21 protein-coding genes are annotated in these 21,972 nt (G+C 61.0%); 19 read left to right on the top strand and 2 right to left on the bottom strand.

Translation table 11 applies throughout. From position 1 onward, the window contains the following. Positions 1 to 49 precede the first annotated feature (49 nt). The 18 genes from sdhD to PH547_RS12755 all read left to right on the top strand — a co-directional run bounded on the left by sdhD (position 50) and on the right by PH547_RS12755 (position 18,574). Positions 50 to 430 (top strand): succinate dehydrogenase, hydrophobic membrane anchor protein, encoded by a 381-nt coding sequence (sdhD, locus tag PH547_RS12670; protein WP_283047794.1) that lies wholly within the window; start codon positions 50 to 52, stop codon positions 428 to 430. A 6-nt stretch (positions 431 to 436) separates the two neighbouring features. Further along, a complete protein-coding gene (sdhA, locus tag PH547_RS12675; RefSeq protein WP_285168365.1) occupies positions 437 to 2,293 on the top strand; it encodes a succinate dehydrogenase flavoprotein subunit in 1,857 nt (618 codons plus the stop codon). 17 nt (positions 2,294 to 2,310) lie between these two features. Then, positions 2,311 to 3,090, top strand: a complete 780-nt coding sequence (locus PH547_RS12680) for a succinate dehydrogenase iron-sulfur subunit (RefSeq protein WP_107109594.1) — start codon at positions 2,311 to 2,313, stop codon at positions 3,088 to 3,090. A 388-nt stretch (positions 3,091 to 3,478) separates the two neighbouring features. Continuing rightward, a complete protein-coding gene (locus PH547_RS12685; RefSeq protein ID WP_104824605.1) occupies positions 3,479 to 3,997 on the top strand; it encodes a protease inhibitor Inh/omp19 family protein in 519 nt (172 codons plus the stop codon). A 61-nt stretch (positions 3,998 to 4,058) separates the two neighbouring features. Further along, positions 4,059 to 5,222 (top strand): cell division protein ZapE, encoded by a 1,164-nt coding sequence (gene zapE / locus PH547_RS12690; protein WP_104824604.1) that lies wholly within the window; start codon positions 4,059 to 4,061, stop codon positions 5,220 to 5,222. A 180-nt stretch (positions 5,223 to 5,402) separates the two neighbouring features. Next, the gene (gene mdh / locus PH547_RS12695) at positions 5,403 to 6,365 is read left to right on the top strand and encodes a malate dehydrogenase (protein WP_104824603.1); all 963 of its coding nucleotides are present in this window, start codon (positions 5,403 to 5,405) and stop codon (positions 6,363 to 6,365) included. A 27-nt stretch (positions 6,366 to 6,392) separates the two neighbouring features. Further along, complete coding sequence (gene sucC / locus PH547_RS12700) at positions 6,393 to 7,586, top strand: ADP-forming succinate--CoA ligase subunit beta (protein WP_104824602.1); 1,194 nt, start codon at positions 6,393 to 6,395, stop codon at positions 7,584 to 7,586. Positions 7,587 to 7,591: 5 nt separating this feature from the next. Then, positions 7,592 to 8,083, top strand: coding sequence for a DUF1579 family protein (locus tag PH547_RS12705; RefSeq protein ID WP_104824601.1), 492 nt, complete (start codon positions 7,592 to 7,594; stop codon positions 8,081 to 8,083). Positions 8,084 to 8,095: 12 nt separating this feature from the next. Further along, a complete protein-coding gene (sucD, locus tag PH547_RS12710; RefSeq protein ID WP_104824600.1) occupies positions 8,096 to 8,998 on the top strand; it encodes a succinate--CoA ligase subunit alpha in 903 nt (300 codons plus the stop codon). A gap of 176 nt (positions 8,999 to 9,174) precedes the next feature. Next, complete coding sequence (locus tag PH547_RS12715) at positions 9,175 to 12,159, top strand: 2-oxoglutarate dehydrogenase E1 component (protein ID WP_104824599.1); 2,985 nt, start codon at positions 9,175 to 9,177, stop codon at positions 12,157 to 12,159. A gap of 26 nt (positions 12,160 to 12,185) precedes the next feature. After that, a complete protein-coding gene (locus PH547_RS12720) occupies positions 12,186 to 12,506 on the top strand; it encodes a YciI family protein (protein ID WP_104824598.1) in 321 nt (106 codons plus the stop codon). Between the two features lie 31 nt (positions 12,507 to 12,537). Then, on the top strand, positions 12,538 to 13,767 hold the full coding sequence (gene odhB / locus PH547_RS12725; protein WP_104824597.1) for a 2-oxoglutarate dehydrogenase complex dihydrolipoyllysine-residue succinyltransferase: 1,230 nt from the start codon (positions 12,538 to 12,540) through the stop codon (positions 13,765 to 13,767). A 14-nt stretch (positions 13,768 to 13,781) separates the two neighbouring features. Beyond that, positions 13,782 to 14,531, top strand: a complete 750-nt coding sequence (locus PH547_RS12730; RefSeq protein ID WP_104824596.1) for a DUF4241 domain-containing protein — start codon at positions 13,782 to 13,784, stop codon at positions 14,529 to 14,531. 20 nt (positions 14,532 to 14,551) lie between these two features. After that, on the top strand, positions 14,552 to 15,058 hold the full coding sequence (locus tag PH547_RS12735; protein ID WP_104825245.1) for a hypothetical protein: 507 nt from the start codon (positions 14,552 to 14,554) through the stop codon (positions 15,056 to 15,058). Continuing rightward, positions 15,055 to 15,810, top strand: coding sequence for an SDR family oxidoreductase (locus PH547_RS12740; RefSeq protein ID WP_104824595.1), 756 nt, complete (start codon positions 15,055 to 15,057; stop codon positions 15,808 to 15,810). Before PH547_RS12735 ends, PH547_RS12740 begins: the two co-directional genes overlap by 4 nt. A gap of 18 nt (positions 15,811 to 15,828) precedes the next feature. Next, positions 15,829 to 16,467: a LysE family translocator gene (locus tag PH547_RS12745; protein WP_104824594.1), complete on the top strand. Its 639-nt coding sequence runs from the start codon at positions 15,829 to 15,831 to the stop codon at positions 16,465 to 16,467. 29 nt (positions 16,468 to 16,496) lie between these two features. Further along, positions 16,497 to 17,903, top strand: coding sequence for a dihydrolipoyl dehydrogenase (gene lpdA / locus PH547_RS12750; protein WP_104824593.1), 1,407 nt, complete (start codon positions 16,497 to 16,499; stop codon positions 17,901 to 17,903). Positions 17,904 to 17,926: 23 nt separating this feature from the next. Continuing rightward, the gene (locus PH547_RS12755) at positions 17,927 to 18,574 is read left to right on the top strand and encodes a DUF2867 domain-containing protein (RefSeq protein WP_311319434.1); all 648 of its coding nucleotides are present in this window, start codon (positions 17,927 to 17,929) and stop codon (positions 18,572 to 18,574) included. Here the strand turns inward: PH547_RS12755 and PH547_RS12760 are convergent. Further along, positions 18,552 to 19,643: a TraB/GumN family protein gene (locus PH547_RS12760; protein ID WP_104825244.1), complete on the bottom strand. Its 1,092-nt coding sequence runs from the start codon at positions 19,641 to 19,643 to the stop codon at positions 18,552 to 18,554. The two genes, PH547_RS12755 and PH547_RS12760, sit on opposite strands and share 23 nt — an antisense overlap. 117 nt (positions 19,644 to 19,760) lie before the next feature. After that, positions 19,761 to 20,696, bottom strand: coding sequence for a tyrosine recombinase XerC (locus tag PH547_RS12765; RefSeq protein WP_104824591.1), 936 nt, complete (start codon positions 20,694 to 20,696; stop codon positions 19,761 to 19,763). A gap of 245 nt (positions 20,697 to 20,941) precedes the next feature. Here PH547_RS12765 and PH547_RS12770 point away from each other — a divergent pair, with 245 nt between their 5' ends. Next, positions 20,942 to 21,898: a GNAT family N-acetyltransferase gene (locus PH547_RS12770; protein WP_104824590.1), complete on the top strand. Its 957-nt coding sequence runs from the start codon at positions 20,942 to 20,944 to the stop codon at positions 21,896 to 21,898. The last annotated feature ends 74 nt before the right edge of the window (positions 21,899 to 21,972 follow it).

Genomic DNA, 21,972 nt, shown 5'->3' on the forward strand with positions numbered 1-21,972 from the left:
CGAAAGCGCTCGGACGCTCTTCGGGATCATGCTTTAAAGGATATTTCTCATGGATATGCGCACTCCCCTGGGCAAAGTCCGCGGTCTTGGTTCCGCCAAGGAAGGCACGGAGCATTTCTGGCGCCAGCGCCTGACCGCCGTCGCCAACGTTCCTCTCATCATATTCTTCGTCATCTTTCTGATGATCTATGCCGGCGCGCCCTACGCGGAAGTCGTGCACGCGCTGTCGAACCCGATCGTTGCCGTTATTTTCGGCCTGATGGTGGTCTCCGGCGTCATTCACATGCGGATCGGCATGCAGGTCATCATCGAGGACTATGTCCATAGCGAGATCAGCAAGATCGTCCTTCTTATGCTCAACACATTCTTCGCGATCATCGTGGCCGGGCTCTGTCTCTTCGCCATTCTGAAGATCGCGTTCGTAGGATAATTACCGATGGCACCGAATTCATCCGCTCAGAATGGGCCCGCTCAGAACGGGAAAGCCTACAAATATGTCGATCACTCCTATGACGTGATCGTCGTCGGCGCCGGCGGCGCTGGCCTGCGCGCCACGCTCGGCATGGCCGAGCAGGGTTTCCGCACCGCCTGCATCACCAAGGTGTTCCCGACACGCTCGCACACGGTCGCAGCCCAGGGCGGTATCGCCGCCTCGCTGCAGAACATGACGCCGGATAGCTGGCAGTGGCATCTCTACGATACCGTCAAGGGTTCCGACTGGCTCGGCGACGTCGACGCCATGCAGTATCTCGCCATGGAAGCGCCGAAGGCGGTCTATGAGCTCGAGCACTACGGCGTGCCCTTCTCGCGTAACGAAGAGGGCAAGATTTACCAGCGTCCGTTCGGCGGCCATATGCAGAACTACGGCGAAGGCCCGCCGGTTCAGCGCACCTGCGCCGCTGCCGACCGTACCGGCCACGCTATCCTGCACACGCTTTATGGCCAGTCGCTGCGCAACAACGCTGAATTCTTCATCGAATATTTCGCGCTCGATCTGATCATGTCCGACGATGGCAGCCGCTGCACCGGCGTCGTCGCCTGGTGCCTGGATGACGGAACGATCCATCGCTTCGCCGCCAAGATGGTGGTGCTGGCGACCGGCGGCTACGGCCGCGCCTATTTCTCGGCGACTTCGGCCCATACCTGCACCGGCGACGGCGGCGGCATGGTTGCCCGCGCCGGCTTGCCGCTGCAGGATATGGAATTCGTGCAGTTCCATCCGACCGGCATCTATGGTTCCGGCTGTCTGATCACTGAAGGCGCGCGCGGCGAAGGCGGGTATCTCGTCAACTCCGAAGGCGAGCGTTTCATGGAGCGCTATGCGCCGTCGGCCAAGGACCTTGCCTCGCGCGACGTCGTTTCGCGCTGCATGACGCTGGAAATCCGCGAAGGCCGCGGTGTCGGCAAGAGCAAGGACCACATCTTCCTGCATCTCGACCATCTCGATCCGGCCGTGCTGCATGAGCGCCTGCCGGGTATTTCCGAGAGCGCGCGCATCTTCGCCGGCGTCGATGTCACCCGCGAGCCGATCCCGGTCCTGCCGACCGTTCACTACAATATGGGCGGCATTCCCACGAATTATTGGGGTGAAGTGCTGAATGCCGACAGCAACAATCCGGAGCGTGTTCTGCCGGGCCTGATGGCCGTCGGTGAAGCCGGTTGCGCCTCGGTGCACGGCGCCAATCGCCTCGGCTCCAACTCGCTGATCGACCTTGTGGTCTTCGGCCGCGCCGCCGCCATCCGCGCCGGCCAGGTCATCGACCGCAACAGCCCGGTTCCGCCGGTCAATGTTGCCGCCTGCGACAAGATTATGGAGCGTTTCGACCGCCTGCGCCACGCCAGCGGCTCGACGCCGACGGCGGTGCTGCGCGAAAAGATGCAGCGCGCCATGCAGGAAGACGCCGCCGTGTTCCGCACCCAGGAATCGCTGGAATCCGGCTGCCGCCGCCTTTCGGAGATCTGGAAGGAAATGCCCGATATCAAGGTCACCGACCGTTCGCTGATCTGGAATTCCGACCTTGTCGAGACGCTGGAGCTGCACAACCTGATGGCAAACGCCATCACGACGATCTACGGCGCCGAAGCCCGCAAGGAAAGCCGTGGCTCGCATGCCCGTGAGGACTATACCGAGGGCAAGTTTGCCGGCCGCGACGACGAAAACTGGCGCAAGCATACGCTTGCCTGGGTCAACGAGGCAGGCGACGTGAAGCTCGACTATCGTCCCGTTCACACCGACCTGATCGCCGAAGGCATCGATCCGCACAAGATCGAGCCGAAAGCACGCGTGTACTGATCTGAGAGGAACTGACCATGGTTGAACTCGCTCTCCCCAAGAACTCTCAGATGCGTGAAGGCAAGGTCTGGCCGAAGCCGGCCGGTGCCACGAACACCCGCGAATTCCGTGTCTATCGCTGGAGCCCGGATGACGGCCTGAACCCGAGCATCGACACTTATTACATCGATGTCGACGATTGCGGCCCGATGGTGCTCGACGGTCTGCTCTACATCAAGAACAAGATCGATCCGACGCTGACGCTGCGCCGCTCCTGTCGCGAAGGCATTTGCGGCTCCTGCGCGATGAACATCGATGGCACCAATACGCTCGCCTGCACCAAAGGTTTGGACGAGATCAAGGGCACGGTGAAAATCTATCCGCTGCCGCATATGCCCGTCGTCAAAGATCTCGTGCCGGATCTGACGAACTTCTACGCCCAGCATCGCTCGATCGAGCCCTGGCTGAAGACGGTGTCGCCGCCGCCGGCGAAGGAGTGGAAGCAGAGCCACGAGGATCGTCTGAAGCTCGACGGCCTCTACGAATGCATTCTCTGCGCCTGCTGCTCGACCTCCTGTCCGAGCTATTGGTGGAACGGCGACCGTTATCTCGGCCCGGCCGTTCTTCTGCAGGCCTATCGCTGGCTGATCGACAGCCGTGACGAAGCAAAGGGCGAGCGTCTTGATAATCTCGAAGATCCGTTCCGCCTCTATCGCTGCCACACGATCATGAACTGCGCCCAGACCTGCCCCAAGGGTCTGAACCCGGCCAAGGCGATCGCCGAAATCAAGAAGATGATGGTCGAGCGGCGGATCTGACCGCCGCCGACCGTTCGTCCCTGTTGCGGCGGGAATAGCCTGACCGCCATGATTACCGCTTCGACCACATCGGATCGGAGCGGGATCATTCTGTAGGCCGCTCTCGGTGAAGAGGCGGATGCCGCCGCTGCAGCTCACGGAATTTTTATCGGCCTCGCTTGCATGTTGTTACGATTTCTCCAGCAAACTTCGCCAGGACGCGGACCTGCAGGAACTCGTCGGATGAGGTTTGTCTGGTTAAGCCTTGAAATGACCGGATTCTTGCGGAGCTATGCCCTCCAGCGATTTGTGCCCCGTAGCGACTTGATTAACCAAAGTGAAATAAGATAATCCCAACCTAACTAAGCGCCAGTGCAAACCTCGATGGTGGACAATTAGGAGTATGATGATGCAATTGAGATATGCAGCGACGGCTGCGGCGATAGGTCTGTCGCTTGCCGGTTGCCAGCGCACAGCATACAACGACGAATATTCTGCCGCGCCATTGCAGGCTCAACCCGTTCCTTCCGTCCAATCCAGCCAGCTTCCGCCGACCACCGGTGGCGCCTCGCAGTTTCCGGCAGCGCCGACGAATACGCCGAATGCTGCCAACCAGCAGCAACAGCAGGCGATGGCCGCTTCCGCGCAGGACGTGACCAAGGAATCCATGGTCGGTAGCTGGAAGGTCAGCAATGGCGGCGCGAGCTGCGACATGTTCCTGACGCTCACCAATCTCGGCAGCGGTTCGCGCGGCGGTACGCGCGGTTGCGCGGGCGAGCTGACGACGATGGGTTCCTGGGAAGTGTCCGGCAAGCAGGTCATCCTCAAGAATCGTGACGGCAGCCAGATCGGCTCGCTCTACAAGACGGCCGCTTCGCGCTTCGACGGTTCCACGGCATCCGGCCAGCCGCTCAGCCTCAGCCGATAAGCTCTTTTGAAGCGGCTGGGCCGTCCAGCCGCTTCCTCCTTGCACAGGCGGGTATTTCCCCATGCAGCCCATGCCCGACTATTCCATCAGCGTTGTCGAACATCTAAAGACGCTGACGGCTTCCGGATCGCTTCAGGTGGATTCGGCGCAGATGGATGTCGCAAAATCCCTCGATCGCGTGCTTGCCGATCTCAAGCGGAAGCGACCGGCGACCAAATCGAGCGCGCTTGGCTGGATGTTTGCCGCGCGCAAGAGGCCGACGGGGATCGTCCGCGGCCTCTACATCCATGGCAGTGTCGGGCGCGGCAAGACCATGCTGATGGACATGTTCTTCAACATGGCGCCCTGCAGCAAGAAACGCCGGGCGCATTTCCATGAGTTCATGGCGGATGTGCACAACCGCATCGCCGCTCACCGGCTGAAGTTCAAGAATGGCGAGACGAAGCAGGCCGATCCGGTACCGCCGGTCGCAGCCGACCTTTATGGTCAGGCGGAGCTGCTTTGCTTCGATGAATTCACCGTGACCGACATTGCCGATGCGATGATCCTGTCGCGGCTGTTTTCCGAATTGTTTTCGCTCGGCTGCGTCTTGGTTGCCACATCGAATGTCGAGCCGGACAATCTCTATCGCGATGGCCTCAATCGCGGCCTGTTCCTGCCTTTCATCGATCTTTTGAAACGCCATGTCGATGTCGTCACGCTGGACTCGCCAACGGATTACCGCATGGAGAAGCTGAATAGCCAGCCGGTCTATCTGACCCCGATCAACGATCGCACCGATATGGCAATGGATGCGTCGTGGGTGCAGGTGCTGCACGGACGCAAGGCACAGCCGTCAGACATTCCGATGAAGGGGCGTTCCATCCATGTGCCGCTCGCCGTCGATCGCGCGGCGCGCTTCTCGTTCGCCGATCTCTGTGAAGCGCCGCTGGGCGCAGCCGATTTCCTGGCCATCGCCAATCGGTTCGACACGATATTTCTCGACCGCGTTCCGAAGCTCGGACCGGAAAAGCGCAACCAGACCAAGCGCTTCATCATTCTCATCGACACGCTTTACGATCATGCCATCCGGCTTTACGTTTCGGCCGAGGCGATGCCGGAGGAGCTTCTGATCGAAAAACGCGGCACGGAAGGCTTCGAGTTCGACCGCACCGCATCGCGGCTTTTCGAAATGCGCAGCACGGAATATCTTGCCCAGACTCAGGCAAAACGCGCCGCCGAGTAACGTTTTGGTGACAAAATGTCTTACGTTTACGTAAGACATTTTCGATCTAACCGATTGAAATACCTGATCCAAAAATAATCAATTGCCAATTTCGACCTTTGGGTCTATGCGATTGGCGGCAATGGTGGATGCCTTGCAAGGTGTCCCGCCACGGATTTTGATCGCAAAGGATACACCGAAATGGCGCGCAACAAGATCGCACTTATTGGTTCTGGCATGATTGGTGGCACGCTGGCGCATCTCGCCGGCCTGAAAGAACTGGGCGACATCGTCCTGTTCGACATCGCGGACGGCATTCCCCAGGGCAAGGGTCTCGACATCGCCCAGTCTTCTCCTGTCGAAGGCTTCGACGCCAACCTCACCGGCGCCAGCGACTATTCCGCGATCGAAGGCGCTGACGTCTGCATCGTCACCGCCGGCGTTCCCCGCAAGCCGGGCATGAGCCGCGACGATCTTCTCGGCATCAACCTCAAGGTCATGGAACAGGTCGGCGCCGGCATCAAGAAATATGCCCCGGACGCTTTCGTGATCTGCATCACCAATCCGCTTGACGCCATGGTCTGGGCTCTGCAGAAGTTCTCGGGCCTGCCGACCAACAAGGTCGTCGGCATGGCTGGCGTGCTCGACTCGTCGCGCTTCCGCCTCTTCCTCTCCCAGGAATTCAACGTCTCCGTCGAAGACGTCACCGCTTTCGTTCTCGGCGGACACGGCGACTCGATGGTGCCGCTCGCCCGTTACTCCACCGTTGCCGGCATTCCGCTGACCGACCTCGTCACCATGGGCTGGGTCACCAAGGAACGCCTCGAAGAAATCATCCAGCGCACCCGTGACGGCGGCGCCGAGATCGTTGGCCTCCTGAAGACCGGCTCGGCCTACTACGCTCCGGCTGCTTCCGCCATCGCGATGGCCGAATCCTACCTCAAGGACAAGAAGCGCGTCCTGCCTTGCGCTGCCTACCTCTCCGGCCAGTACGGCGTGAAGGACATGTATGTCGGCGTTCCCACCGTCATCGGTGCCGGCGGCATCGAGCGCGTGATCGAGATCGACCTGAACAAGGCCGAAAAAGAAGCCTTCGACAAGTCTGTCGCAGCCGTTGCCGGCCTCTGCGAAGCCTGCGCCGTCATCGCGCCGTCGCTGAAGTAATTTCCGCGTTCCAATAGGGATAAATCCATGAACATTCATGAATATCAGGCCAAGGCTCTGCTGAAGACCTATGGCGCACCCGTCGCGGACGGCGTTGCCATTTTCTCCGCCGATGAAGCCGAAGCCGCCGCAAAGCAGCTTCCGGGCCCGCTTTATGTCGTCAAGAGCCAGATCCATGCCGGCGGTCGCGGTAAGGGCAAGTTCAAGGAACTCGGCCCCGACGCCAAGGGCGGTGTTCGCCTCGCCAAGTCGATCGAGGACGTCGTTGCCAATGCCAAGGAAATGCTCGGCCACACGCTGGTGACCAAGCAGACCGGCCCGGCCGGCAAGCAGGTCAACCGCCTCTACATCGAAGACGGCGCCGATATCGACCGCGAACTGTATCTCTCGATCCTGGTCGACCGCTCGGTCGGCAAGGTTGCCTTCGTCGTTTCGACCGAAGGCGGCATGGACATCGAAACCGTTGCACACGACACGCCGGAAAAGATCATCACCGTCGCCATCGACCCGTCGACCGGCGTTACGGCTGCCAACTCGGCTGCCCTGTCCGACGCGCTGAAGCTCGAAGGCGCTGCCCGTGAAGACGCTGCCAAGCTCTTCCCGATCCTCTACAAGGCCTTCGTCGAAAAGGACATGGCCCTGCTCGAAGTCAACCCGCTGATCGTCATGACCAACGGCAATCTGCGCGTCCTCGACGCCAAGGTATCCTTCGACGGCAATGCGCTGTTCCGCCACGAGGACATCGTTGCGCTTCGCGACACGACCGAAGAGGACGCCAAGGAAATCGAAGCGCACAAGTATGACCTCGCCTATGTCGCCCTCGACGGCAACATCGGCTGCATGGTCAACGGCGCCGGCCTTGCCATGGCGACCATGGACATCATCAAGCTCTACGGCGCAGAGCCGGCGAACTTCCTCGATGTCGGCGGCGGCGCTACCAAGGAAAAGGTCACCGCGGCCTTCAAGATCATCACCGCCGACCCGGCTGTCGAAGGCATCCTCGTCAACATCTTCGGCGGCATCATGAAGTGCGATGTCATCGCCGATGGCGTGCTCGCAGCCGTCAAGGAAGTCGGTCTGAAGGTTCCGCTCGTCGTTCGCCTCGAAGGCACGAATGTCGAGCTCGGCAAAAAGATCATCAACGAATCCGGTCTCAACGTCATCTCCGCTGATGACCTGGACGATGCCGCCCAGAAGATCGTGAAGGCAGTCAAGGGCTGATCGGGATGGCTGCTTCCTTCGCTCCAACGGCTGCTCATCTTCGCCTCGGTGCCTTCGCCGGCATCTGGGAAGGGGAAGAGCATGTCGCGGCCTCGGCCTGGACGAAGGAAGGAAAGGCAACCGCGCAGCTCACGGCCGAGTGTCTGTTCGGCGGATTTTTCGTCGAACAGCGCTACGTGCAGACACGGGACGGCAGCACATCGTTCGAAGCCCGGAACATTCTCGGCTTCGACGCTGCGGATCAGGCCTACAAGCTCTATCAGTTCGATACGGTCGGCTTCGTGCCCGCCGCGCCGGCTTCCGGCGAGTGGATCGACGACAAGCTTGTCCTGACCAAGGTCTCGCCGCGCGGTCAACAACGCACTCTCTTCCAGTTCGAAAATGAAGACTGCTACCGCATGGGCGTCACTTTCTCGCCCGCCGGCAGCGATACATGGCAGGAGGTCGTCAGCGGCATCTATCGTCGCGTCGCCTCCGCGTCTTCCAACCTCTCGTAACAAAGGCCTCGCATGTCTATTCTCATCAACAAAGACACCAAGGTCCTGGTTCAGGGCCTGACCGGCAAGACCGGTACTTTCCACACTGAACAGGCGCTTGCCTATCACGGCACGAAGATGGTCGGCGGTATCCACCCTTCCAAGGGCGGTGAAACCTGGGCCGGCAAGGACGGCGAAAAGCTGCCGATCTTCAAGTCCGTCGCCGAAGGCAAGGAAGCAACCGGCGCCAACGCTTCGGTCATCTACGTGCCGCCGGCTGGCGCTGCGGCCGCGATCCTCGAAGCGATCGAAGCCGAGATCCCGCTGATCGTCTGCATCACGGAAGGCATTCCGGTCGCCGACATGGTCAAGGTCAAGGACCGTCTCATCAAGTCGAAGTCGCGCCTGATCGGGCCGAACTGCCCCGGCGTCCTGACCCCGAACGAATGCAAGATCGGCATCATGCCGGGCTCCATCTTCAAGAAGGGCTCGGTCGGCGTTCTCTCGCGTTCCGGCACGCTGACCTACGAAGCCGTGTTCCAGACCACCAATGAAGGCCTCGGCCAGACGACGGCTGTCGGCATCGGCGGCGACCCGGTCAAGGGCACCGAATTCATCGACGTCCTGGAAATGTTCCTCGCCGACGACGAAACCAAGTCGATCATCATGATCGGCGAAATCGGCGGCTCGGCGGAAGAAGACGCCGCGCAGTTCCTCAAGGACGAAGCCAAGAAGGGCCGCAAGAAGCCGATGGTCGGCTTCATCGCCGGCCGCACGGCACCTCCCGGCCGCACGATGGGCCATGCCGGCGCCGTAATTTCTGGCGGCAAGGGCGGCGCGGAAGACAAGATCGCAGCGATGGAATCGGCAGGCATCCGCGTGTCGCCGTCGCCGGCGCGTCTCGGCAAGACGCTGGTAGAAGTCCTGAAGGGCTGATCCTACCTATTGCAAGACCCGGACGGGAAGCGGCAGTCGCCAGCCCGTCCGGCCTTCGAATTCGTAAAAGCAGATACGTGATCCCAAGGGATCGCGGACGAAATATGGTCGCCGGATTTCCATAAGCCGGCAAAGCAAACAAGTCGGGAGGCGGACGAGAGCGTCCGCATATCACCATGGCAAGGCAAGAAGCCAACGAGCAATTTCAGATCACCTCGTTCCTGGACGGCGCCAACGCTGCTTATATCGAGCAGCTTTATGCGCGCTTCGAGGAAGACCCATCGTCGGTCTCCGACGAATGGCGGTCGTTCTTCAAGGCACTGGAAGACAGTCCTGACGATGTGAAGAAGGCGGCCAAGGGCGCCTCCTGGCAGCGCAAGAACTGGCCGATCCAGGCAAACGGCGAGCTCGTCTCCGCGCTCGACGGCAACTGGGGCATCGTCGAGAAGGCGATCGAGACCAAGGTGAAGGCCAAGGCCGAAGCCGCAGGTAAGCCGACGGACACCGCCGACATTCTGCAGGCGACGCGCGATTCTGTCCGCGCCATCATGATGATCCGCGCCTATCGCATGCGCGGCCACCTGCACGCCAAGCTCGACCCGCTGGGTATCGCCGCTGCGGTCGAAGACTACAAGGAGCTGTCGCCGGAAGCCTATGGCTTCACCGAGGCCGACCTCGACCGCAAGATCTTCATCGATAACGTGCTCGGCCTCGAATATGCGAGCGTGCGCGAGATGATGGAAATCCTCGAGCGCACCTACTGCTCGACGCTCGGCGTCGAATTCATGCATATCTCCAATCCGGAGGAGAAGGCCTGGATTCAGGAACGCATCGAGGGCGTCGACAAGGGCATCGCCTTCAGCGCGGAGCGCAAGAAGGCGATCCTGCAGAAAGTGATCGAATCCGAGGGCTACGAGCAGTTCCTTGACGTCAAGTTCAAGGGCACGAAGCGTTTCGGCCTCGATGGCGGCGAATCGCTCATCCCGGCACTGGAGCAGATTCTGAAGAGCGGCAGCCAGCTCGGCCTCAAGGAAGCCGTGTTCGGCATGGCCCATCGCGGCCGTCTCAACGTGCTTTCCCAGGTCATGGGCAAGCCGCACCGCGCCATCTTCCATGAGTTCAAGGGCGGCTCCTACGCGCCGGACGAGGTCGAAGGCTCGGGCGACGTCAAGTACCATCTCGGCGCCTCTTCGGACCGCGATTTCGACGGCACCAAGGTGCACGTTTCGCTGACAGCCAACCCGTCGCATCTGGAAATCGTCAATCCGGTCGTCATGGGCAAGGTCCGCGCCAAGCAGGATATGAGCGCCACTCTCTGGGACGGCGATATCATTCCGCTCTCCGAACGCGCCAAGGTCGTGCCGTTGCTGATCCACGGCGACGCGGCTTTCGCCGGTCAGGGCGTCGTGGCTGAAATCCTCGGGCTTTCCGGTCTGCGCGGCCACCGCGTCGCCGGCACGATGCACGTCATCATCAACAACCAGATCGGCTTCACCACCAATCCGGCCTTCTCGCGTTCGTCGCCCTATCCGTCCGACGTTGCCAAGATGATCGAAGCGCCGATCTTCCACGTCAACGGCGATGATCCGGAAGCGGTGGTCTATGCGGCGAAGATCGCGACCGAATTCCGCATGAAGTTCCACAAGCCTGTTGTGGTCGACCTGTTCTGCTATCGCCGCTACGGCCACAATGAAGGCGACGAGCCGTCCTTCACGCAGCCGAAGATGTACAAGGTCATTCGCGCCCACAAGACGGTGCTGCAGCTCTATTCCGAGCGGCTGGTTGCCGAAGGCGTGCTGAGCGAAGGCGAAGTCGAGAAGATGAAGGCCGACTGGCGCGCCCATCTCGAACAGGAGTTCGAGGCCGGCCAGTCCTACAAGCCGAACAAGGCCGACTGGCTGGACGGCGAATGGTCGGGCCTGCATACGGCCGACAATGCAGACGAGCAGCGTCGCGGCAAGACTGCGGTGCCGATGAAGACGCTGAAGGATATCGGCCGCAAGCTGTCGGAAATTCCGGCCGGCTTTCATGCGCACCGAACCATCCAGCGCTTCATGGAAAACCGTGCTGGCATGGTCCAGACAGGCGAAGGCATCGACTGGGCAATGGCGGAAGCGCTCGCTTTCGGCTCGCTCGTGGTCGAAGGCCACAAGATCCGTCTGTCCGGTCAGGATTGCGAGCGCGGCACGTTCTCGCAGCGTCATTCGGTTCTCTACGATCAGGAAACCGAAGATCGCTACATCCCGCTCGCCAACCTGTCGCCGACCCAGGCCCGCTACGAAGTCATCAACTCGATGCTGTCGGAAGAGGCGGTTCTCGGCTTCGAATACGGCTATTCGCTGGCCCGTCCGAATGCGCTGACGCTGTGGGAAGCGCAGTTCGGCGACTTCGCCAACGGTGCGCAGGTCGTGTTCGACCAGTTCATCTCGTCGGGCGAACGCAAGTGGCTGCGCATGTCCGGCCTCGTCTGCCTGCTGCCGCATGGCTATGAAGGTCAGGGTCCGGAACACTCTTCGGCCCGCCTGGAACGCTATCTGCAGCTCTGTGCCGAAGACAACATGCAGGTCGCCAACGTCACGACGCCGGCGAACTACTTCCATATCCTGCGTCGCCAGTTGAAGCGTGACTTCCGCAAGCCGCTGATCCTGATGACGCCAAAGTCGCTGCTGCGCCATAAGCGTGCGGTATCGGGCCTAGCGGAGATGGCGGGGGAAACCTCCTTCCATCGCCTGCTCTGGGACGATGCGGAAGTGATCAAGGACGGCCCGATCAAGCTGCAGAAGGACGCCAAGATTCGTCGCGTCGTCATCTGCTCGGGCAAGGTCTATTACGACCTGCTGGAAGAGCGCGAGAAGCGCGGCATCGACGATATCTACCTGCTGCGTATCGAACAGCTCTATCCGTTCCCGGCCAAGGCGCTCATCAACGAGCTCAGCCGCTTCCGCAATGCGGAGATGGTCTGGTGCCAGGAAGAGCCGAAGAACATGGGCGCATGGTCCTTCATCGATCCGTATCTGGAATGGGTGCTTGCCCATATCGACGCCAAGTACCAGCGGGTTCGCTACACCGGCCGTCCGGCCGCCGCCTCGCCGGCGACGGGCCTGATGTCCAAGCATCTGGCGCAGCTCGCTGCATTCCTTGAGGATGCGCTCGGCGGTTAAGGCATGAGCCGGAAAGGGGGTGCGCGATGGCCTATTTTCATCTGAAACTTGTGCCGCCGCGCCCCAGCTTCCCGCATGACGCCACAGGGGAGGAGATGGCCGCCATGCAGAAACACGCCGCTTATTGGCGCGATCATGCAAGTGCCGGAACGGCTGTTATCGTCGGTCCGGTTTTCGCGGCCGATGGTGCTTTCGGCATGGCTGTCCTCGACGTGGAAGACGCCGATGCCGCCAAGGCGCTTGGCGATGCCGATCCCGTCCTTCTCGCCGGGCTCGGTTTCCGCATCGAAATCTCGCCGATGCCCTCGATCATTCTCCGGCCGTCCGTCGCCGGTAATTCTATCTAAGTCATAACGACGAAAAATCAGGATCTGAACAATGGCCACTGAAATCCGCGTTCCTACCCTCGGCGAATCCGTCAGCGAAGCGACCGTCGGTACTTGGTTCAAGAAGGTCGGCGATGCCATCAAGGCTGATGAGCCGCTTCTCGAACTCGAAACCGACAAGGTGACGATCGAAGTCCCTGCGCCTTCGGCCGGCACGCTTTCCGAAATCGTTGCCCAGGCCGGCGAAACCGTAGGCCTCGGCGCGCTGCTCGGCCAGATCTCCGCCGGCAACGGTGCTGCGGTTGCTCCGGCCCAGGCTGCCGCACCGACCGCTGCTGCCGCGCCCGCTCCGGTCGCCGCTGCTCCAGTCGCCGCACCGGCTTCCGCCATGCCGGCGGCTCCGGCCGCCGCCAAGCTGCTCGCCGAAAACAATCTTTCCGCCGATCAGGTCGATGGCAGCGGCAAGCGCGGCCAGGTCCTGAAGGGTGATGTCATCGCCGCCGTCGCCAAGGCTGCCTCGGCGCCTGCCGCCGCACCGGCTGCTCCGGTTGCCGCCCGAGCCCCGACCACCGTCGAAGATGCCGGCCGCGAAGAGCGCGTGAAGATGACGCGCCTGCGCCAGACGATCGCCAAGCGCCTTAAGGATGCGCAGAACACCGCCGCCATGCTCACCACCTATAACGAGGTGGACATGAAGGCCGTCATGGACCTGCGCAACAGGTACAAGGACATCTTCGAGAAGAAGCATGGCGTGAAGCTCGGCTTCATGGGCTTCTTCACCAAGGCAGTCACGCATGCGCTGAAGGAACTCCCGGCCGTCAACGCCGAGATCGACGGCACCGACATCATCTACAAGAACTACTGCCACATCGGCGTTGCCGTCGGCACGGACAAGGGCCTCGTGGTTCCGATCGTGCGTGATGCCGACCAGATGTCGATCGCCGGCATCGAGAAGGAAATCGGCCGCCTCGGCAAGGCAGCCCGTGACGGCCAGCTCTCCATGGCCGACATGCAGGGCGGTACCTTCACCATCTCCAACGGCGGCGTCTACGGCTCGCTGATGTCCTCGCCGATCCTGAATGCGCCGCAGTCGGGCATTCTCGGCATGCACAAGATCCAGGAGCGTCCGGTCGCCATCGGCGGCCAGGTCGTCATCCGCCCGATGATGTATCTGGCGCTCTCCTACGATCACCGCATCGTCGACGGCAAGGAAGCGGTTACCTTCCTCGTGCGCGTCAAGGAAAGCCTGGAAGATCCGGAACGTCTGGTTCTCGATCTCTAAGGGAGCGCTGGCTCATGTCGAAATGGCCCATGCGGACGATGCGCGGACTCTTGTGCGCCGTCGCCGCGTGGATGCCATTTTCCGCCGCCGCGGATGATTTCGACGTTGCCAAGCTCAGCAGCAATCTCGATCTGGCGTCGCTGAGCGACGCCGATCTCGCCGCCCGGTCGATCACTGTCTTTCACATGGGCGATGTCGAATTGACGTCCGGCCGCATCGTCGCCAGCGATCCTCTGGTCGGGCCGGATCGTCCCGCCTTCGTCAGGATCGTTGCGCCGGGCAACTATCCCGTGTCCATCTACAAGGCCTTCGGCCGCGTTGCCGCGGCCGGCCTGCGCTTTGCCGATGGCAAGCCGGCGCGCTGGGAGCTGGCGCTCATTCCCGGCCAGGATATCAAGTCGCTGAAGAACGACGAGTTCTTCGGCTATCCGGTCGATGCCGGTCTTGGCTGCTATATGGATGCGGAAACATACGCCCTGATCCAGGAACGGGAGCAGCAGGTCCGCACCCAGAAGTCCGCCACCGACATCAATTACTACGATGATGTGCTCGCTCCCGAGATCGAGGCGAATGACGACAAATATGTCATGCATCGGCCGGTGACCGGCAAGCGCGGCAATGTCGCGGTGTTCTGGAGCGGATGGGGCGATGGTTTCTACCCGGTGTTCTGGGGCCTCGATGCGAAGGATCGCCCGCTTGTCCTCTTTACGGATTTCGGGGTGACAGAAAATGCAGACGGTCGGCACGAACCAGGGGGAGGGTGATCATGCTGGCGAACCGAGGGATGGCACGACTAGGCCCCGTGCACTGGGCAATGATGGCGTTTGCGGCCATTCCGGTGCCGGCGCTTGCGGATGAATGCGTACAGGAAAAGGCTGTTTATGGCGACATGGACGATGCCTACGAGCTGCGTTTCGAACCGGTCGATTCCGACGCGGCAGCCACCAGCAACAAATTCAAATTCTCTGTGCGGAACACGCCGATCGTGGCGGATGGCGTGGTGATGCGCTCGGATGATCAACTGCGCGCCAACGGCCTGATCATGTTCAACTGCCCGGAAGGCGATGTGACCGGCGCCGATCTCCGCGCCTGCACTGTTTGGCAGGGCATGATCTACGCCTCTGACCTGAAGGGCAATATCGGTGTCTTGCCGGCGGAGGGCGCAGGCGCCGCGGCGCGGCTGTTCCTGCCGGCGCTCGGACCTTCGATCCGTGAATCCTCCATCTGGGGCAAAGGCAAAGCGACCGTCGCCCCCTGGGATGTCCTGACCTTGAAAGGATGCGGCGAATGACTGGCAAATCCCCTGTTCTTCTCGTCACCGGCGGCAGCCGCGGCATCGGGGCGGCAGTGTCGATTGCGGCTGCCCGGCAAGGCTGGGCCGTGGCCGTCAATTACGCTTCGAACAAGGCGGCTGCTGAGGCGGTCGTCACCGCGATTAGGGATGCCGGCGGCGAGGCGATTGCGGTCGCCGGCGATGTCGGCTCGCCCGAGGATATCAGGTCCATTTTCTCCACCGTCGACCAGCATTTCGGTCGGTTGGACGGTCTCGTCAACAATGCCGGCATCGTCGATCGCGTGCAGCGTCTGGACGAGATGACGCCGGAGCGCCTCGACCGGATGTTTCGCATCAACATCACCGGCTCGATGCTGGCCGCCGCGGAAGCCGTTCGCCGCATGTCCACTCGCCATGGCGGCAAGGGCGGCGCGATCGTCAACCTCTCCTCCGTGGCAGCCACCCTTGGTGGCGGTGGGCAATATGTCGATTATGCGGCTTCCAAGGGCGCGATCGATACGTTCACGCTCGGCCTGGCGCGCGAGGTGGCGGCCGAGGGCATAAGGGTCAATGCGGTGCGGCCGGGCATTATCGATACGGAAATCCACGCGGCGGCAGGCCTGCCAGACCGTGCGCGCGAGATCGCTCCGCAACTGCCGATGAAGAGGGCGGGGACCGCGGAAGAGGTGGCGGACGCCATCCTCTACCTGTTGGGAGCCCAGGCATCCTATATAACGGGCGCCGTCCTCGATGTGAGCGGCGGCCGCTGATCGGAAAGGGCAGAAATCATGCAATATGTCTTGGAATTCCTCGGCCTGATGGCGGTGTTTTCGATTTTCATCGTCGCACCGGGCGCTGACTTCGCCGTCATCCTGCGCCAGAGCATCGTGCATGGCCGCCGCGCGGCCGTCATGACCGGCCTCGGCATGGGCTTCTCTCTGCTTTTCCACGTCAGCTATACCATTCTCGGCCTCGGTCTCATCGTCTCGCAATCGCTGATGCTCTTCAGCCTGATCAAATGGGCCGGCGTCCTTTATCTCGTCTATCTCGGCATCAAGTCTTTCCGGGAGCCCGGCTTCAAGGTGAAGGAGATCGAGATCGGCGAGGAGGATCGCAAGCCGGTTTCCATCTGGCGCTGCCTGGCAACGGGTTTCATCACCAATGCGCTCAATCCGAAGCCGGTGCTGTTTTTCCTGTCGCTGTTTTCGACGCTCGTGCATCACGACACGCCGGCGCTCATTCAGTTTTCCTATGGCATAGGCATGGCGACGGCGCTTGTCGCCTGGTTTGCCGGCGTCTCCGTCTTCTTCACCGTCAAGCCGGTCCGCGATCGCTTCATCGCCGGCGGCAAATGGTTCAACCGCATCACTGGAGCGGCACTTGTCGGCTTCGGTATCCGCCTCGCATTGGCGCGGGCGACCGACTAACAGAGATACAAAACAAGGAAATTAAAACCATGTCCTACGATGTGATCATTATCGGAACCGGCCCCGGCGGCTATGTCTGCGCTATCAAGGCGGCGCAGCTCGGCCTCAAGGTGGCAGTCATCGAAAAGCGCGCCACGTTCGGCGGCACCTGCCTCAACATCGGCTGCATCCCGTCCAAGGCGCTGCTGCATGCCTCCGAAATGTTCCATCATGCCGGCCATGGCATGGACGCGCTCGGCGTCGAAGTCGCAGCACCGACGCTCAATCTTTCGAAGATGATGGCGCACAAGGATGCGACGGTGAAGGCGAACACCGACGGCGTCGCTTTCCTCTTCAAGAAGAACAAGATCGATACCTTCCAGGGCACCGGCAAGATCGTCGCTACCGGCAAGGTTTCCGTCACGGCCGAGGATGGCAAGGTGACCGAGATCGAGGGCAAGAACATCGTTATCGCCACCGGCTCCGACGTTGCCGGCATTCCGGGCGTGTCGCTCGAAATCGATGAGAAGGTGATCATTTCGTCCACCGGCGGCATCGCGCTCGACAAGGTGCCGGCCAACATGATCGTCGTCGGCGGCGGTGTCATCGGCCTCGAGCTCGGCTCGGTCTGGTCGCGCCTCGGCGCCAAGGTCACGGTCGTCGAATATCTCGACACCATTCTCGGCGGCATGGACGGCGAAGTCTCCAAGCAGTTCCAGCGCATGCTGGCCAAACAGGGCATCGACTTCCATCTCAGCGCCAAGGTCACCGGCGTCGAAAAGGTCGGCGACGGCGCCAAGGTCACCTTTGAGCCGGTCAAGGGCGGCGACAAGGTGGTGCTCGATGCCGATGTCGTGCTGGTGTCGACCGGCCGCAAGCCCTACACGGCCGGTCTCGGCCTGGAAGAGGCAGGCGTTGCCCTCGATGTCAGGGGCCGCGTCGAAATCGATGGCCATTTCAAGACCAATGTTCCTGGCATCTATGCCATCGGCGACGTGGTGAAGGGCCCGATGCTGGCGCACAAGGCGGAAGACGAGGGCGTGGCGCTTGCCGAAATCCTCGCCGGTCAGGCTGGCCATGTGAATTACGATGTCATTCCGAGCGTGGTCTACACGCAGCCCGAAGTCGCCTCCGTCGGCAAGACCGAGGAAGAGCTGAAGGCCGCGGGCATCGCCTACAAGGTCGGCAAATTCCCCTTCACCGCCAATGGCCGCGCCCGCGCCATGCTGGCGACGGACGGTTTCGTCAAGATCCTGGCGGACAAAGAGACTGACCGCGTTCTCGGCGGCCACATCGTCGGCTTCGGCGCTGGCGAGATGATCCACGAGATTGCCGTGCTGATGGAATTCGGCGGCTCGTCGGAAGATCTCGGCCGCACCTGCCATGCGCATCCGACCATGTCGGAAGCCGTAAAGGAAGCCGCGCTCGCGACCTTCTTCAAGCCGATCCATATGTAAATTATAGAGACGTATCCTTTGATGTGAGCGGCGGCGGTGATGACGGCCGCCGTTTCCTTTTGCGGGTTGTCGTGAGCGAATTGCCGCAGCCGTCGTTTGTATGTCTGGCTATACGTTGGCTGTGCTACTTTGCAGAGAGTGAAACAGCAGACGCCAAAATGCCGGCAAAGCCCGTAATGGTTAAACCAAATATGCCGCATCCCGCATTGCCGGGCGCGGACTGGGCTGATTGTTACGAGCTACAGGTACAGGAATCGGATTTTACGGCAGTCGCTGCCGCGCGCACAATGTTCGGCAAATTTCCTTTTTGGGTGCGGTCACTGCTAAAGCTGCGCGATACGGTCGTCAGCGTCTTCGGCCTGAAATCTACGGGACATCACTCCCTAAATACGTCGGAAACAATCGGCTTCTTTCCGATCGTCAGCAAATCAGAGAACCAAGTTGTTCTCGGCTTCGACGACAAGCACCTTGATTTCCGTGTCGTAATCGATGTGCGGGATGATGGTCGGGGGCGTCGACTCATCGATATAACGACGCTCGTGAAACGGAAAATCTTGCTCGGCCAGATCTATATCGCTGTGATCACGCCGTTCCATCGGTTGATTGTCGAGACAGTGCTGACTGACTTCGGCAAACGAATGGGCGCGCTCAGTTCGCCGCCGTCACCGTAAAACCCTGCTTGCGCAGCAGTTCCACCAGACCCTGATCGCCGACCAGATGCAGTGCGCCGACGGCGATGAAGGCGTTGCCCTTGGCGAGGATCGGCGCGGCGCGTTCGGCCATTACCTTGTTGCGGTCCAAAATGATGCGCTGTTCGAAGGCGGCGGTATCATCGTCGGACAGGTTCTGATCCGGCACGATGTTCTTCAGCATCGGGACGATCGCGCCGATATTGCCGGCGAGATAGAGATCGGTCATGGTTTCGTTGACGTCGTTGATCTTGTCGCCGAGTTCCAGCGTCTGGATCAGCGATTTCACGTGAAGTTCGATCGGCAGATCGCTCATGGCCTTGGCCTGTTCGGCCAGTGTTTCCAGCCCCTTCACCTGTTTGCCGCTAGCGATCGCGTCGCTCGCAAGCTTCTGATCGAGGAATTTCATGCCGGCCGTCTTGCGGCGGACTTCACAGCCGGTCATTTCGAAAGAGCTCGAAATCAACCAAGGTTGCATGTGGGCGACGGTGGCGAGCGACACGCCGCGCTGTTTCAGGCCCGCTTCCAGCTTGGCATTCTCTTCCGGCGACAGATGCTGGCTAATGGTCGAGCCGTCGGTCAGCATCATCAAAGACGGATTGCCGAAGAGAGCTGCCATCGCCTTCTTGTCGTCGAGGATTTCATCGGATTCGACGACGATCGTATCCGCCCCGGCACTTGCTTCGGCTGCGCCCTTCGGCATGGTCACCACGCGCGCGTCGCTGACATGCATGGTGCCGAGCAGCCAGGAGGGTTTTAGGCCGGACTTTTCGATCTTCCAGAAGATGCCCTTGCCATTCGCCACCTTGTCACCCTCGGCGAGGATCGAGGCATATTTGGCGGGGTCGCTCTTTTGCAGTTCAGCCATCAGATCTTTGCCGCCGCAGCTATCGGACGCGGCCTCTTCGGCATGCGCAGGCGCCAGCGACAACAGAGCCACGATCAATGCCGTCATCAGCATCCAGGGAAAGGCCGTCGCCAGCCAGAGGAGAATGTCACCGAATCTCGACGCTGTCAGCCGCGCTGTCTTGATTCCGAGAGCAGACATTATCTCAACCTTCCGAAAGCAGGGGACATGATCGCGACTTTGGCCGGGATCATGCCGAATTAGCTTCTGCTCTATCCGCCTGAAACGCATATTCCCTTAACGCGAGAGGTTAACACTTTCTTACGCCCGCGGGTGAGCCCGGTCATAGACCTCCAGCAGCCGCGATGAATCGACCCCAGTATAGACCTGTGTTGTCGAAAGGCTGGCATGGCCGAGCAATTCCTGGATCGTACGCAGGTCGCCGCCACCTGCGAGCAGATGCGTGGCGAAAGAATGGCGCAGCGCATGGGGCGTCGCCGTGTCCGGCAGCCCGAAGGCGCAGCGCAGCTTCTGCATGCCGCGCTGGATAAGGCCGGCATGCAGCTTGCCGCCGCGCGCGCCGCGAAAGAGCGGGGCATCTGCGTTGAGATGATAGGGGCAGAGCGCACGGTATTTCTCGACCGCTTCGACGACGATGGGCAGCAGCGGCACCAGCCGGGTCTTGTTGCCCTTGCCGGTGATCCGTAGCGCCGTCGCGCCGGGGCGCACGTCTTCCGGCGTCAGATCCAGCGCTTCGGAGATGCGCAGGCCACAGCCATAGAGCAGGGTCAGCACTGCCGTGTCGCGCGCGGCAATCCAAGGCTCGTCATGCATCTGCGCCTCGTCGCTGACGACGGTGATCGCCTGGGTGTCCGACAGCGGCTTCGGCAGTGATTTCGGCTGCTTCGGCGAGCGTACCGCTCCGGCGCCGGCCGCGTTCACCAGGCCTTTCTTTTCAAGATAGCGCAGCAGCGAACGAAGGCCGGCGAGGTTGCGCCCGAGCGAACGCGCACCCGCGCCATCCTTGCGGCGCGCAGCCAGAAAACCGCGGAAGTCGGCGGGGCGTAGCGCATGGATATCCTTGATTGTCGCCGGGCCACCGAGATGGCCGGTCAGAAACGTCAAGAATTGCCGCGTGTCACGCTCGTAGGCATCCAGCGTATGGGCCGAAAGCCGCCGCTCCTGGCCGAGCGTATCCAACCAACGGCTGCGCTCAGCCATCAGCTCGGGATCGGCGATAATCAGCAACTCGTTCAGTGGAAAACCCCTTGAAATTCAAATTCCTTCTGCCACTTTGAAGGAGGGAAGGTTATGGAATCGCTAACATTCCTACTGTGCCGTGTCTCTCCTTTGCGTACGGAAAGATCGCAGTAGTTCTTTTCAACTGCGTATAGGCTGCGCCTTGAATCAAAATCGATTTAAGCGGTTATACGCGAGGCGCTTGTCATGCTTCGATCATATTCGATTGCAATAGAGTACAACCCAACCATCCAGGGCATTTCATGGCACGTCGCGGTTCGATAACTGCATTGGGACAACTTGCAGAAGCAATTGCTTTGGTGTCCCAGGGCCAGCCCGGACATATCGTCGATACGCTGATCGCCGAGCGCGGCCAGAAGATCGTTCGCAACCCACTCTGGCCCTTGATGCGGCCCTTTCTCTACACGCTGCTGCGCTACAACAAGGCGATCGAATTTGCCAACGACATCGCCAAGCTGCCGGGTTTCCAGTGCTTCGAATATATGAGCGATCTGCTGCGGCTCGATATCGGGGTAACCCACGCCGAACGCATCCCGGCTTCCGGCGGCTTCATTCTCGTCAGCAACCATCCGACCGGCATTGCCGACGGCGTCGCCGTCTTCGATCTCCTGAAGACGCGCCGGCCCGATATGATGGTTTTCGCCAATCGCGATGCCGTCCGCGTCAATCCGCGATTCGCCGAGATGATCATCCCGGTCGAATGGCGTGAGGAATATAAGAGCAAACTGAAGACGCGCGAAACGCTGCAGATCACCAATCGCGCCGTTGCCGAGGGCAAGGTTACCGTGCTCTTCCCCTCCGGCCGCATCGCCTATTGGGCAAACGGCAAGCTGAACGAGCGGCCTTGGAAGACATCGGCCGTGGGGCTGGCGCGTAAGTATAATCTGCCGATCCTGCCGGTGCATCTGACAGCGCGCAATTCCGGGCTGTTCTATTGGTTCGCCAAATGGTCGACGGAGCTGCGCGACATGACGGTGTTCCACGAGCTCCTCAACAAGCGCGGCGACCGCTTCGATTTCCTGATCGGCAATCTCATCCCGGTCGAGCATCTGGACGGCGACGTCAACGAAGTGACGAAGGCGCTGGAGAAGCATACGGTGTTCGATCTGGCAGCCGACGGAAATACGACGTTTGCGCCGGTCGGTCCTCCGGCTGCGGTCCAGGATATGGCAGCCGCCGTCGCGGAGCATTCCGTTTGACGGCTGTTGGCAGCTCATTGCTTCGGCATCCTGTGTCAAAAGACAACAGCGGTGAAAGTTTGAAGTGGCTTCGG

Source organism: Rhizobium cerradonense, assembly GCF_030182455.1.
Classification (GTDB): domain Bacteria; phylum Pseudomonadota; class Alphaproteobacteria; order Rhizobiales; family Rhizobiaceae; genus Rhizobium.

Excerpts from the sequence above, each read along its gene's own strand:
- lpdA (WP_104824593.1), top strand. The coding sequence starts at position 16,497 with ATGTCCTACGATGTGATCATTATCGGAACCGGCCCCGGCGGCTATGTC.
- PH547_RS12735 (WP_104825245.1), top strand. The coding sequence starts at position 14,552 with ATGGCACGACTAGGCCCCGTGCACTGGGCAATGATGGCGTTTGCGGCC.
- PH547_RS12740 (WP_104824595.1), top strand. The coding sequence starts at position 15,055 with ATGACTGGCAAATCCCCTGTTCTTCTCGTCACCGGCGGCAGCCGCGGC.
- mdh (WP_104824603.1), top strand. The coding sequence starts at position 5,403 with ATGGCGCGCAACAAGATCGCACTTATTGGTTCTGGCATGATTGGTGGC.
- sucD (WP_104824600.1), top strand. The coding sequence starts at position 8,096 with ATGTCTATTCTCATCAACAAAGACACCAAGGTCCTGGTTCAGGGCCTG.
- odhB (WP_104824597.1), top strand. The coding sequence starts at position 12,538 with ATGGCCACTGAAATCCGCGTTCCTACCCTCGGCGAATCCGTCAGCGAA.
- PH547_RS12715 (WP_104824599.1), top strand. The coding sequence starts at position 9,175 with ATGGCAAGGCAAGAAGCCAACGAGCAATTTCAGATCACCTCGTTCCTG.
- PH547_RS12770 (WP_104824590.1), top strand. The coding sequence starts at position 20,942 with ATGGCACGTCGCGGTTCGATAACTGCATTGGGACAACTTGCAGAAGCA.
- PH547_RS12705 (WP_104824601.1), top strand. The coding sequence starts at position 7,592 with ATGGCTGCTTCCTTCGCTCCAACGGCTGCTCATCTTCGCCTCGGTGCC.
- PH547_RS12730 (WP_104824596.1), top strand. The coding sequence starts at position 13,782 with ATGTCGAAATGGCCCATGCGGACGATGCGCGGACTCTTGTGCGCCGTC.
- PH547_RS12680 (WP_107109594.1), top strand. The coding sequence starts at position 2,311 with ATGGTTGAACTCGCTCTCCCCAAGAACTCTCAGATGCGTGAAGGCAAG.
- sdhD (WP_283047794.1), top strand. The coding sequence starts at position 50 with ATGGATATGCGCACTCCCCTGGGCAAAGTCCGCGGTCTTGGTTCCGCC.
- sucC (WP_104824602.1), top strand. The coding sequence starts at position 6,393 with ATGAACATTCATGAATATCAGGCCAAGGCTCTGCTGAAGACCTATGGC.
- PH547_RS12745 (WP_104824594.1), top strand. The coding sequence starts at position 15,829 with ATGCAATATGTCTTGGAATTCCTCGGCCTGATGGCGGTGTTTTCGATT.
- PH547_RS12685 (WP_104824605.1), top strand. The coding sequence starts at position 3,479 with ATGCAATTGAGATATGCAGCGACGGCTGCGGCGATAGGTCTGTCGCTT.
- PH547_RS12720 (WP_104824598.1), top strand. The coding sequence starts at position 12,186 with ATGGCCTATTTTCATCTGAAACTTGTGCCGCCGCGCCCCAGCTTCCCG.
- zapE (WP_104824604.1), top strand. The coding sequence starts at position 4,059 with ATGCAGCCCATGCCCGACTATTCCATCAGCGTTGTCGAACATCTAAAG.
- sdhA (WP_285168365.1), top strand. The coding sequence starts at position 437 with ATGGCACCGAATTCATCCGCTCAGAATGGGCCCGCTCAGAACGGGAAA.